This window comes from Vibrio sp. 10N.247.310.17 (assembly GCF_041466605.1).
Classification (GTDB): Bacteria; Pseudomonadota; Gammaproteobacteria; order Enterobacterales; family Vibrionaceae; genus Vibrio; species Vibrio tasmaniensis_A.
In genome coordinates this window covers 1-11,688 of sequence record NZ_JBFSTC010000121.1, presented here as the reverse complement: position 1 = coordinate 11,688, position 11,688 = coordinate 1, and the positions used below count along the sequence as shown (strand labels likewise).

Here is an 11,688-nt window from a genome sequence, read left to right as displayed (position 1 = left end):
GCCGGCAGATTTACAGTCTGCTCCCTTTGGCCACTCGGGAACCCCTCCAGGGTGTTTTTCCTAACTCATAATGGATAGGCTAAAGAGATGTTTTTCCCAACGCATCTCTCAAGTGCGGAGCGCATCATAGCAAACACGTTAAACCTGTAAAGGGTTTTTCTTATGGTTTTGTGTTAAATGCTGCCTTTTTGGGCAAAGATGGCGAAAAGTACGCATATTGCTCGTGAAGTGAACATCTGTATTAAGATTTACGTACTGATAGGTAACACCTTGAGGTAATTAGCTTTCTGTATCGCGTTTGGTTCGTGTTATTCGTCATGAAACGTCAATTGAATTTAACTTAGATTTACACTTCTTGACGTTACAGCATTCATCAGTTGATAGAATACGGTTAATTTCATTTATAGATAATAATACCAATCGTAGTAAATAATTGGTCACCCTAGCTGGTTAAAACGCTCGATAACTGCGTTAAGAATTTTGATTGTAGAATAACTACTTATCGAAAACCTCTACCTTGTTCTCAAGTCTTTTCTCTGCGCTATTTCTGACCACTTACCTACTGTGTTTGGTATAAACCTTACTTGCAGACCATTATTATGAAGCATAAAACTGTTTTAACCCTGCTTAGCTTGTCTATCATTATGGCGTCTCCAGCCGCACTAGCTAAACGTATGGGCCCTAGCACGGTCACTGTTGTTACCGAGCAAGTTGACATTCACCAAGTTAGCCAGTCTCTTTCTTTGGTCGGTAAGTTGGAAGCCGAGCAATCTGTAATGATCACTTCTGAAGTGGCTGGCAGAGTGAACTCTATTAACATCAAAGCCAATCAAGATGTCACCAAAGGGCAGATGTTGGTTCAACTCGATGATGACAAAGCAAAAGCAGCAGTTGCAGAAGCACAAGCATATTTAAAAGATGAAAAGCGTAAGCTTGCGGAATTTCAACGACTAGTGAAACGTAACGCGATCACTCAAACTGAAATTGACGCTCAGAAAACTAACGTAGAGATCGCTAATGCTCGCCTAGCTGCCGCTAACGCTAACCTGAAAGATCTACATATCAGTGCACCTTTCTCTGGTACGGTCGGTTTTATTGACTTTAGCCGCGGCAAAATGGTGACATCGGGTACAGAGCTCGTGACGTTAGATGACTTGTCTGTGATGCAGTTAGATCTTCAAATTCCTGAGCGCTACCTTTCTAAACTGTCTAAAGGTATGACAGTAACGGCTCGCACCAGTGCGTGGGGCGATACTCAGTTCACGGGTACTGTGGTGGGTATTGATTCTCGTATTAACGCCGAAACGTTGAACCTTCGAGTTCGAATCCACTTCGATAACAACAATGATTACCTAAAACCGGGCATGTTAGTGGCGGCTGATATGGACTTCCCACCAGTAGAAGCCCCAATAATTCCAGTTCAAGCGCTTGAGTATTCAGGCACTAAGCGTTTCGTTTATGTTATTGGCGAAGATAACAAAGCGACTCGTACCGAAGTATTCCTCGGGGCTCGTCTTGATAACGAAGTCGTGATCGAAAAAGGCATCGAGATTGGTCAGAAGATCGTAGTGCAAGGTATCGTGAACATGCGTGACGGTGTTTTGGTTCAAGAGCTTGCCGTCAATCGCCCGGCTAAACTTGACGGCGATACAGCTAATCTTGATGGCAACAAAGCTAAACTTGAAGAAAATACAGCAGCACAAGAAGGCGCTAACTAATGTTGTTATCTGATGTTTCTGTGAAGAGACCAGTAGCGGCAGTTGTATTGAGCCTGCTTTTGGTTGTGTTTGGTATTGTCTCTTTCAATAAGCTTGCCGTTCGTGAAATGCCCGATATTGAAAGCCCGGTGGTATCGATCAGTACTCGTTATGAAGGTGCATCTGCCACCATCATTGAAAGCCAAATCACCTCCAACCTTGAAGACCAGTTATCTGGCATCAGTGGTATCGATGAAATCGAATCTACGACACGAAACGGGTCGTCACGAATCACCATCACCTTTGAACTTGGTTATGACCTCAATACCGGTGTCAGTGATGTGCGTGATGCGGTAGCGCGTGCTCAGCGTTCGTTGCCAGATGAAGCCGATGACCCGATTGTTTACAAAAACAATGGTAGTGGTGAAGCGTCGGTTTACATCAATTTAAGCTCAACTGAGATGGACCGAACGCAGTTAACCGATTACACCGAACGTGTGTTGATTGACCGCTTTAGTTTGATTTCTGGTGTAAGCTCGGTGGATATTTCTGGCGGCTTGTACAAAGTCATGTACGTGAAGCTGAAACCTGCGTTAATGGCGGGTCGTGGTGTTACCGCCTCTGATATTACACAAGCCCTACGTAACGAGAACATTGAAAGCCCGGGTGGCGAAGTGCGTAACGATGCGATTGTGATGTCGGTCCGTACTGCTCGTTCATATACTGAAGCCAAAGATTTCGAATACTTAGTGGTGAAACGTGCCTCTGATAACACACCTATCTACTTGAAAGATGTAGCGGATGTTTACATTGGCGCAGAAAACGAGAACTCGACCTTTAAGAGTGACGGCGTTGTTAACGTCAGTATGGGCATTGTGCCTCAGTCTGATGCCAACCCACTTGAGGTGGCTGACTTAGTTCATAAAGAAGTAGAGGCCATTCAAAAGTTCTTGCCGGATGGAACTCGCTTGGCTGTCGACTATGACTCCACTGTCTTTATCGACCGTTCGATCTCAGAGGTTTACAGCACACTCTTTATTACGGGTGGTTTGGTTATCCTCGTGCTTTACGTCTTCATTGGCCAAGCGCGTGCAACGCTAATTCCAGCCGTGACCGTTCCTGTATCGCTAATCTCGTCGTTTATTGCGGCGTACTACTTTGGCTTCTCTATCAACCTCATCACCTTGATGGCACTTATCCTGTCTATCGGTTTGGTGGTTGATGATGCGATTGTGGTGGTTGAGAATATTTTCCACCACATTGAACGTGGTGAATCACCATTGCTTGCGGCTTATAAAGGGACACGTGAAGTAGGCTTTGCAGTAATCGCAACCACGCTAGTATTGGTAATGGTGTTCCTACCCATCTCGTTTATGGACGGTATGGTAGGCCTTCTGTTTACTGAGTTCTCAGTGCTATTGGCGATGTCGGTGATCTTTTCATCTGTCATAGCATTAACCTTGACGCCGGTTTTGGGCAGTAAAATCCTAAAAGCGAACGTGAAACCTAATCGCTTCAATCAATTTGTTGAACGTGTGTTTGGTAAGTTAGAAGGTGGGTACAAATCGGTATTGCGCCGTGCTCTAAACTGGCGTTGGGCAGCTCCAATTATCATTATTGCGTGTATGGGCGGTAGTTATGGTTTGATGCAACAAGTGCCGTCGCAACTGACGCCACAAGAGGACCGTGGTGTTATCTTTGCGTTTGTTCGTGGTGCCGATGCAACCAGTTACAACCGAATGTCTGCCAACATGGACATCGTTGAAGAGCGCCTAATGCCGCTGCTTGGTCAAGGATTCTTGAAGTCATTCAGCATTCAATCGCCAGCGTTTGGTGGTAATGCGGGCGACCAAACGGGCTTCGTTATCATGATCCTGGAAGATTGGGATGAACGTGAAGAGACAGCACAACAAGCCTTGGGCGAGGTACGTAAGTCTTTAGCGGGTATTCCTGATGTACGTGTGTTCCCGTTCATGCCAGGCTTCCGTGGTGGTTCGAGTGAGCCTGTGCAATTTGTACTGGGTGGCTCTGATTACTCTGAGCTTCAGAAATGGGGCGAACTGTTAAAGCAAGCCGCTGAAGACTCGCCAATGATGGAAGGTGCGGACATCGATTACTCTGAGAAAACACCAGAGCTGTTGGTAACCGTAGATAAGCAACGTGCAGCCGAGCTAGGTGTGAGTGTTTCGGACATTTCGGACACGTTAGAAATCATGCTGGGCGGTAAGAGTGAAACGACGTTCGTTGAACGTGGTGAAGAGTACGACGTTTACCTGCGTGGCGATGAAAACAGCTTTAACAATGCGAATGACTTAAGCCAAATCTACATGCGAACTCAGTCTGGTGAATTGGTGACACTCGATACTCTAACGCATATTGAAGAAGTAGCGTCTTCGATTCGTTTGTCGCACTACAACAAACAGAAATCGGTGACCATCAAAGCGAACCTAATGGAAGGTTACACGCTGGGCGATGCTTTGGATTTCCTTGATGAACAAGCGATTGAGCAGCTACCGGGTGATATTTCAGTAAGCTACTCAGGCGAGTCTAAAGATTTTAAAGAAAACCAATCGAGTATCTTAGTGGTGTTCGCGCTAGCGATGTTGGTCGCGTACTTGGTATTGGCTGCGCAATTTGAGAGCTTCATTAACCCGCTGGTGGTGATGTTCACCGTACCTATGGGTATCTTTGGTGGCTTCTTAGGCTTGGTGTTGATGAGTCAAGGGCTCAACGTTTACAGCCAGATCGGTATGATCATGTTGATCGGTATGGTGACCAAAAACGGCATCTTGATCGTCGAATTTGCCAACCAACTTCGAGATCGTGGTATTGAGTTTGAAAAGGCGATCATTGATGCTTCAGCTCGACGTCTACGTCCAATCTTAATGACGGCGTTCACAACATTAGCTGGTGCAATCCCATTGATTACCTCAACGGGCGCAGGTTATGAAAGCCGAGTGGCTGTAGGTACGGTTATCTTCTTCGGTATGGGCTTCGCGACACTGGTAACTCTGTTTGTAATCCCTGCGATGTACCGACTGATTTCCGGCTCAACACGCTCTCCGGGTCATGTGGAAGCGGAGCTTAATAAAGAGCTCAGTCATGATAACGTGGGAAGAAGCAGTCACGGTTAATGAACACGCACGGCTAATGAACACGTACGCTTAATGAGCACGGAATAGTGTAACAATATTGAAAAGCCTGCGTTTGCTCCTAGCGAATTGCAGGCTTTTTTTGTATAACACACAGAGCTCAATGAATTAGTACAATAAATCGAATAAAGGAAAGTAAAGTGGCTGAATTTAAATACAAAGATCTTTCTCAAGAAGAACAAGACAAGCTGGATGCAGCAACCTTTCGTCGCCTGCTAGCACACTTAGACAATAATAAGGATGTGCAGAACATCGACCTGATGATCTTGGCGGGCTTTTGCCGTAACTGTTTCAGTAAGTGGTACAAAGCAGAAGCTGAACAACAAGGTTTAGATTTTGATATCGATGACGCTCGTGAGCGCGTATATGGCATGACTTACGATGAGTGGAAACAAAACCATCAACCAAAAGCGACGCCTGAACAACTAGCGGCATTTGAAGCGAAGCAGAAGCCAGAATAATTTGTTCTCGCTAGAAATTGATGAATAGAACAAACCAAAAAAGAGCCCATCAGGGCTCTTTTTATTTTTGCGTCGGTGTTTGTTCTGTGGTTAAGCCAGCTCACCTGTTTGCGAGAAAGCTTCTAGCTTCGCAGCATAAGGTTGTAGGTCTCCGATATTCAGATTTACCCACTCGTCATTGAAGTAAGTGTCTAGGTAACGTTCACCACTGTCACACAGTAAAGTCACGATAGAGCCTGTTTCGCCACGCGTTTTCATTTCACTGGCTAGCTGAAGCACACCGTACATGTTAGTCCCGGTTGATGCGCCGACCTTGCGACCAAGAATGTCAGATAACCAATGTGTCGTTGCGATACTTGCTGCGTCTGGAATTTTACGCATTTCGTCAACCACACCAGGAATGAAGCTTGGCTCTGCTCGTGGGCGACCAATGCCTTCAATCTTGCTGAATGTACTGCCTTTCACGTTCGCATTGCCTGTTTGGAAGTATTCGTGGAATACAGAGTTCTCAGGGTCGACAACACAAAGCTTAGTTTCATGCTGTTGGTAACGAATGAAACGGCCAATCGTCGCTGAAGTACCGCCAGTACCTGGGCTCATTACTACCCAAGCCGGAACTGGGTGATCTTCCATCTGCATTTGATTGAAAATCGAGTTCGCGATGTTGTTGTTACCACGCCAGTCGGTTGCGCGCTCAGCGTAAGTAAATTGATCCATGTAGTGACCATTCAATTCTTCTGCTAAACGGCGAGACTCATCGTAAATTTCATCTGAGCGGTCAACAAGATGCGCTTGGCCGCCGTAGAATTCAATCTGCTCAATCTTCTTCTTCGCTGTGCATTTTGGCATCACCGCAATAAACGGCAGGCCAAGTAGGCGAGCAAAGTACGCTTCAGATACTGCAGTACTGCCTGATGAAGATTCAATGATCGTTGTTTCTGGGCCAACCCAACCGTTACAGATAGCGTATAAGAACAGAGAACGCGCTAAGCGGTGCTTTAAAGAGCCTGTAGGGTGTGTGCTTTCATCTTTAAGGTAAACATCAATGCCTTCGATACTTGGTAGATCGAGCTTGATAAGGTGCGTATCCGCTGAGCGTTGGTAGTCCGCTTCAATTTTACGAATCGCGTTGTTAATCCATTGATGGTCAGTGCACATAAGCGTTCTCCTGATCGAGTGTAGGAATTCTTTGTAATTGGTATGCTTCCAATTTAGCTAGAATTTGAGAGAAAAACTTTGCCATATTTGCTTTGTTTTGCTTAAATTGTAGAAAATTATTCTCTTTAAATTCGATTTGGTGAAAGTGTGATAGATGCCGTAGATAAAAAAATATTAAGGCTGTTACAAGAAGACAGCACATTGTCATTGAACGACATTTCAGAAGCGGTCAACCTCACCACAACACCTTGTTGGAAAAGGCTTAAACGCCTCGAAGAAAACGGCATTATTGAAAAAAAAGTGGCGTTATTGAATCCTGAAAAGCTCGAACTTGCTTTTACAGCGTTCGTATTGGTGAAAACCAGTGATCATTCTCATGAGTGGTATGGTCGTTTTGTAAACACCGTATCGGAATTTCCAGAAGTGATGGAGTTTTATCGCATGGCTGGCGAATATGATTATATGATGAAGGTTCAGGTGAAAGACATGAAGTGCTTTGATGATTTCTACAAGCGCTTGGTGAATAGCATTGATGGTATCTCTAATGTGACCTCGACGTTTGCGATGGAGCCATTGAAGTACACGACGGCATTGCCTCTTTAAGCTACACCTAGCTAAAGTTAACTATCGTTTCAGTTTAGATATATTCTCAGTTTAGATCTCGCCTCTGCGATAAAGAAAAGGAATATTCATGTTTGCAAAAGTATCTACTGCTATCCAATTGGTACTGGCCGTTGCCATTTTCTATTTGGGTTACACCATCTATTCGTTTACCAATAAAGTCGGTGAAATCGTTGATACTTATCCGCAGGTGATCGAAGATTTATCCGGTCTTACCAAAGGGCTAAAAGTAGAAGAGCTATTAGCGTTTGCTGAACATGTTAATGAGCTTGCTCCTCAGGTGTTAGATACCGTTGAAGACGTCAGAAAGACCGTCGAAAAAGTGAATCAAACCGTTTCATCGGTCGATAATAAAATCCCTGCGATATTAGATGAAGTTAAAAATGTCCGAACGGAAGTCGGGCAGGTAAGAACCGATGTCATCCCGCCAACATTGACTGAATTAAAACGATACCGTGTCGATGTGATGCCACCGATGCTCGCTGAAAGTAAATCTTACCGCCAGCAAACTATCCCCACTGTTGTTGCCGAATCTGAAATGCTACGAGCGGAAGTTCCGGGTATTTTGGCACAAGCGAATTTGCTGGCAGATAAAAGTAAAGAGTTAGCTCAAGGTGCCGCAGAAGGCGCAGTGAAAGGCGTGGTGTTATCGCCATTTAATCTACTGCGAGACGCTGGTGATGGAATTAAAACTCGAGTACAAGGTGAATTCGAACCCTTGCTAGAGGCTGAATAGAGATTACGGACTGTTACGTGACAGCTTGTCGTTAGCCTCTCTTTTTGTTTTCTCGTAAATATTTGGGGCTTGTAAAAAGCGTTTATTCGCTATTTATACCAATCACAGTAAGTAAGTGTTCAGGAATAGCGCAGGGAAAAAGCTTGAGAACAAGGCAGAATTTTCTGATAAGTAGTTATTCTACAATCAAAAATTCTAACGAAGTTATCGAGGTTTTTAACAAGCTAGGATGACCAGTTATTTACTACGATTGGTATTACTTGATCGCTATTTAGTAAAACGCATCACACCTTCTTGAACGGCTGTCGCTACTAGCTCACCTTTCTGATTAAAGATCTCGCCGCGCACTAGGCCACGAGTGTTCGCTGCCGTTGGGCTTTCAATCGCATAAAGCAACCATTCATCCATCTTGAATGGGCGGTGGAACCAGATTGAGTGGTCAATCGTCGCCACTTGGAAGTTGGGTGTCATGATCGAAACTTCGTGAGGGTGAAGCGCCGTCACCAAGAACCCCCAATCCGATGCGTAAGCAAGCAGGTATTGGTGTATCAATTGGTTGTCTGGCATCGCGCCATTTGCTCTCACCCAAAGGTATTGTTTTGGGTCGGCTTTCTTAGGGTTAAGCGGGTTCACTATTGTTACCGGGCGCATCTCAATTGGCTTTTCGCCACAGAAAGTCTTACGCAGTTTCTCAGGCAAAAATTCAGCAATGTGGCTTGCTAACTCAGTTTCTGATGCAAAGTTCTCTGGCCCTGGGATGTTTGGCATTTCATTCTGGTGTTCAAAGCCGGGTGCGTCACCATGATAAGAAGCCGTAAGATAGAAAATAGGGCGGCCATTTTGAATCGCTTTCTCGCGGCGTGTACTAAAGCTGCGTCCATCTCTTAGGTTCTCAACATCGTAAATAATGGGTTTTTCAGGGTCGCCGGGAAATAGAAAGTAACTGTGGAACGAGTGAACACTGCGGTCGTCTTGAACCGTATAACGAGCAGCAGAAAGCGCTTGCCCTAATACTTGACCGCCGTATACCTGTGGCAGACCTAGGTTCTCACTTTGCCCGCGGAACAGGCCTTCCTCTAGTTTCTCTAGCTGAAGTAAATTGAGTAATTCATTTAAAGGTTGACTCATCGCCAGCATGCCTCTTGGTAAAATAGGTGTCAGATTATGGTGTTAATCATTCAGCTTAGTCAGATATCTGTCAATAAATCATAGGGTTTCGAGACAGAATATGAAAGCTCTCTTATAATTGGTGAGTAGATTTGCCGAGTCCGGCAAACATGTTGAGAGAAATTGAATATGAAAAAGGCTCTAATTCTTATTACGTCTTTAGTATCGTTTGGCCTACTTGTGGGTTGCCAAGCAACATCAGAAACCAGTGCTTCTCAGGAAGTGGTTGCAGAGAACACTCAAGTGATTTCAGGAACAGTAAGCTATCGTGAAAGAATTGCATTGCCAGAGAATGCAGTAGTGACTGTTACGCTAGAAGACATCTCACTGGCTGACGCACCATCGACGGTTATCGCAACTCAAGAGTTCACCACAGACGGTAAGCAAGTTCCGTTCGCATTCGAGCTGAGCTACGACAACAACAAGATTAAAGCTAACCACCGTTACAACATGCGCGCAACGATTCACGTTGACGGCAAACTGCGTTTCACAACAGACACGATTAAGTCAGTGATTACTGACGTAGAAAACACGCAGCAAGCAGACCTACGTTTGGTTGGCGTTCGTTAAGTCGAAATCGATGCCACTGTTAAGGCATCTTGATTAGCTAATTTAGTCAGTTGAATAGACGATTAGTGGCAGCTCTAGGGCTGCCATTTGTATATTCTGAGTTTAACTTTCCCCGTGTCACTCACTTCAATCCCTTCTTCTTGCAAATGCTTTTTCTGGCGATCAAAGGAATCTCCTTTCAAAGAGATCTCACCTTTACTATTGATCACCCGATACCAAGGCAGTTTACTTCCTTCTGGTAGGTTACCCAGCGCTTTACCCACATGGCGCGCATAACCCGGAAATCCTGAAAAACGTGCGATGTCTCCATAAGTTGTTACTTTCCCATATGGAATTTGGTGAATCACAGCAAAGATTTGGGGCAAAAATTGGTCCATACTAAATGTTCCTAGTTCATTAATACCACGGATCGGTAGAAGGAGAGGGCTATGGTATTTACAACGTTTCAGTTCTTGATAACCACATTATTAGCGGTTGTCTGCGCGAGAGCAATCAGTTTAAGTGAGGGAGATATCCCAGTACTTGCAATGGTCATTCCTGCTTTATGGATTTTGCCGCAAGGAGGCATCGCAGGATTAGCTTTGCTTGTCTCCATGACCACTTATGGATTAACGCTACCGCTACAACCCATCACGCTCTCTGTCAGTGTATGGGTATTATTCCCACTATTGATGGTGGTCTTTTCAAAACGTAGCAGTTTGTCGGTCGTGATTATTTCTGGCTTGATCGTCGCAACGCTACAAGTCGGGATTATGGTCACGCAATCCGCAGGAAAGCTTGATGGCGTTCCGTGGGTTACCACGCTGCAAACCTTGTCGATCATCGTGATTTGGTGGGCGGCAAATCATCTTAAACCAGCCAGTCGACACAGCTGGTGGTCATTAGGCTTAATACTTCCATTATGGATGGCCGATTTACCTTATGCCGCTTTGGTTGCTTTGTGTGTCACGGGTATCATGGCATCGATGGAAACACTGACGCGCTTGAAAACTTTCCGTTGGAATAAGCTGTTGTGTTGGACATTGCCAACAGTCGGTTTTGCGGCTTTGGTGATCACCCCAAGTATCGAAGTGCCTAGTCCCGTTTTTGTGGTGTGGTTATGTTTGTTGGGCACCGCTTGGATGACAGACTACATCCTTCGCACCGAAGATAACGAAGACATCGATATCTAGTACGTAGATAACCCGAACCTTACAAATGCAGGTAAATGGTGAATTTACCTGCGATTTTCTAGTGGTTTGAATAAAGGATAAGCACTTAGACAGCAATTGTTCAAAAATAGGGTGGAAGGGCTTGCAATGGTTGCTGTGATGCTTAATAATCCAATCACTCTTTGAGGCAAGCCTCTTAGAAAACGAATCTATGGGGGCCTGGTCCTCCCGCAACAATAACTCGTGAACTCGGTCAGGCCTGGAAGGGAGCAGCCGCAGCGAGTGACTTGTGTGCCGGGATGTGGCTGGGTTCCCACCCCTTATGAAGCCTGCAATATATGTTCGCATAAATTGCAGGCTTCTTTTCTTATTTGCACCCTAAGTCTTCATGGTCTATTTTTTGTTGTAGGTTTACAACAAAAGTGCTTTTGCTATGTACGACCAAACCAAAAAATCATCAGCTGTTCACAACATTTGTAAATTCATGAGTTTGAAAAATGACTCAGTTGTTCGAACAATGTCCATGCTTGAGTATGATTTTTGTTTTCATGCTGAATACAATCCTCAAATAGTCAGATATGAATCTCAGCCACATGGGTTTGAGTACTACTTCAATGGGCGCTACTGCCGCTACACACCAGACTTTCAGCTCTTCGATAGCATAGATACGCCTTCTCTGATTGAAGTGAAGCATTCAAGTCAGATCCTTAAACCAGATTTTCGAGCAAGGTTTAAAGAAAAGCAGCTTGTCGCTCAAGCTGAGTATGGAAAAAAGCTAATCTTAGTGACCGAGAAGCAGATTCGAACTGGTTTTCTACTTAGTAACCTTAAATTACTTCATGGCTATTCAGGGATTCGTACAATCACTGATATTCAAAAACATGTGCTTCAGTTTGTTCAAGCTAATAGAAGCGTGACCCTTCCCCTATCTGGCAGGGTAGTTGTCACTGTTAAAATTTAACCAGTTTGGGCGAT

General features: G+C 44.7%; 11 protein-coding genes and 1 other RNA gene. 9 read left to right on the top strand and 3 right to left on the bottom strand.

All coding sequences use genetic code 11. From position 1 onward, the window contains the following. Positions 1-599: 599 nt before the first annotated feature. From AB6D80_RS22600 to AB6D80_RS22590, 3 genes are all read left to right on the top strand, one after another. Complete coding sequence (locus tag AB6D80_RS22600; protein ID WP_372189662.1) at positions 600-1,718, top strand: efflux RND transporter periplasmic adaptor subunit; 1,119 nt, start codon at positions 600-602, stop codon at positions 1,716-1,718. Continuing rightward, positions 1,718-4,831, top strand: a complete 3,114-nt coding sequence (gene vexH / locus AB6D80_RS22595) for a vibriobactin export RND transporter permease subunit VexH (protein ID WP_372085626.1) — start codon at positions 1,718-1,720, stop codon at positions 4,829-4,831. The genes AB6D80_RS22600 and vexH overlap by 1 nt, the downstream gene beginning before the upstream one ends. A 158-nt stretch (positions 4,832-4,989) precedes the next feature. Further along, entirely contained in the window at positions 4,990-5,310 is a 321-nt protein-coding gene (locus tag AB6D80_RS22590) for a DUF1244 domain-containing protein (protein ID WP_017103199.1), read from the top strand. A gap of 90 nt (positions 5,311-5,400) precedes the next feature. Here the strand turns inward: AB6D80_RS22590 and AB6D80_RS22585 are convergent, their stop codons facing one another. Continuing rightward, on the bottom strand, positions 5,401-6,468 hold the full coding sequence (locus AB6D80_RS22585) for a PLP-dependent cysteine synthase family protein (protein WP_050649461.1): 1,068 nt from the start codon (positions 6,466-6,468) through the stop codon (positions 5,401-5,403). A gap of 147 nt (positions 6,469-6,615) precedes the next feature. On the opposite strand from AB6D80_RS22585, the gene AB6D80_RS22580 reads away from it, so the two are divergent. Together AB6D80_RS22580 and AB6D80_RS22575 are read left to right on the top strand one after the other, a co-directional pair. Further along, positions 6,616-7,071: an Lrp/AsnC family transcriptional regulator gene (locus AB6D80_RS22580; protein ID WP_009847256.1), complete on the top strand. Its 456-nt coding sequence runs from the start codon at positions 6,616-6,618 to the stop codon at positions 7,069-7,071. 88 nt (positions 7,072-7,159) lie between these two features. Next, entirely contained in the window at positions 7,160-7,825 is a 666-nt protein-coding gene (locus tag AB6D80_RS22575) for a hypothetical protein (RefSeq protein ID WP_102249497.1), read from the top strand. Positions 7,826-8,092: 267 nt separating this feature from the next. Here AB6D80_RS22575 and tesB read toward each other — a convergent pair whose 3' ends face one another. Beyond that, positions 8,093-8,953, bottom strand: coding sequence for an acyl-CoA thioesterase II (tesB, locus tag AB6D80_RS22570; RefSeq protein WP_372189660.1), 861 nt, complete (start codon positions 8,951-8,953; stop codon positions 8,093-8,095). Positions 8,954-9,121: 168 nt separating this feature from the next. On the opposite strand from tesB, the gene AB6D80_RS22565 reads away from it, so the two are divergent. Then, positions 9,122-9,562 (top strand): YbaY family lipoprotein, encoded by a 441-nt coding sequence (locus AB6D80_RS22565; protein WP_009847253.1) that lies wholly within the window; start codon positions 9,122-9,124, stop codon positions 9,560-9,562. A 74-nt stretch (positions 9,563-9,636) separates the two neighbouring features. On the opposite strand, the gene AB6D80_RS22560 is transcribed toward AB6D80_RS22565, so the two are convergent. Beyond that, positions 9,637-9,939 carry an MGMT family protein gene (locus AB6D80_RS22560; RefSeq protein ID WP_135382509.1) on the bottom strand — a complete coding sequence of 101 codons (303 nt, stop codon included), beginning with the start codon at positions 9,937-9,939 and terminating at the stop codon, positions 9,637-9,639. A gap of 51 nt (positions 9,940-9,990) precedes the next feature. On the opposite strand from AB6D80_RS22560, the gene AB6D80_RS22555 reads away from it, so the two are divergent. The 3 genes from AB6D80_RS22555 to AB6D80_RS22545 all read left to right on the top strand — a co-directional run bounded on the left by AB6D80_RS22555 (position 9,991) and on the right by AB6D80_RS22545 (position 11,674). Continuing rightward, positions 9,991-10,734: a hypothetical protein gene (locus tag AB6D80_RS22555; protein ID WP_135382510.1), complete on the top strand. Its 744-nt coding sequence runs from the start codon at positions 9,991-9,993 to the stop codon at positions 10,732-10,734. 196 nt (positions 10,735-10,930) lie between these two features. Continuing rightward, positions 10,931-11,027, top strand: an RNA gene (gene ffs, locus AB6D80_RS22550) — signal recognition particle sRNA small type. A gap of 119 nt (positions 11,028-11,146) precedes the next feature. Continuing rightward, positions 11,147-11,674: a TnsA endonuclease N-terminal domain-containing protein gene (locus tag AB6D80_RS22545; protein WP_372189657.1), complete on the top strand. Its 528-nt coding sequence runs from the start codon at positions 11,147-11,149 to the stop codon at positions 11,672-11,674. Positions 11,675-11,688: the final 14 nt, after the last annotated feature.

What these genes read in the sequence shown, in the direction of transcription:
- AB6D80_RS22575 (WP_102249497.1), top strand. Translation starts at nt 7,160, where the DNA reads ATGTTTGCAAAAGTATCTACTGCTATCCAATTGGTACTGGCCGTTGCC.
- AB6D80_RS22555 (WP_135382510.1), top strand. Translation starts at nt 9,991, where the DNA reads ATGGTATTTACAACGTTTCAGTTCTTGATAACCACATTATTAGCGGTT.
- vexH (WP_372085626.1), top strand. Translation starts at nt 1,718, where the DNA reads ATGTTGTTATCTGATGTTTCTGTGAAGAGACCAGTAGCGGCAGTTGTA.
- AB6D80_RS22585 (WP_050649461.1), bottom strand. Translation starts at nt 6,468, where the DNA reads ATGTGCACTGACCATCAATGGATTAACAACGCGATTCGTAAAATTGAA.
- tesB (WP_372189660.1), bottom strand. Translation starts at nt 8,953, where the DNA reads ATGAGTCAACCTTTAAATGAATTACTCAATTTACTTCAGCTAGAGAAA.
- AB6D80_RS22560 (WP_135382509.1), bottom strand. Translation starts at nt 9,939, where the DNA reads ATGGACCAATTTTTGCCCCAAATCTTTGCTGTGATTCACCAAATTCCA.
- AB6D80_RS22565 (WP_009847253.1), top strand. Translation starts at nt 9,122, where the DNA reads ATGAAAAAGGCTCTAATTCTTATTACGTCTTTAGTATCGTTTGGCCTA.
- AB6D80_RS22545 (WP_372189657.1), top strand. Translation starts at nt 11,147, where the DNA reads ATGTACGACCAAACCAAAAAATCATCAGCTGTTCACAACATTTGTAAA.
- AB6D80_RS22600 (WP_372189662.1), top strand. Translation starts at nt 600, where the DNA reads ATGAAGCATAAAACTGTTTTAACCCTGCTTAGCTTGTCTATCATTATG.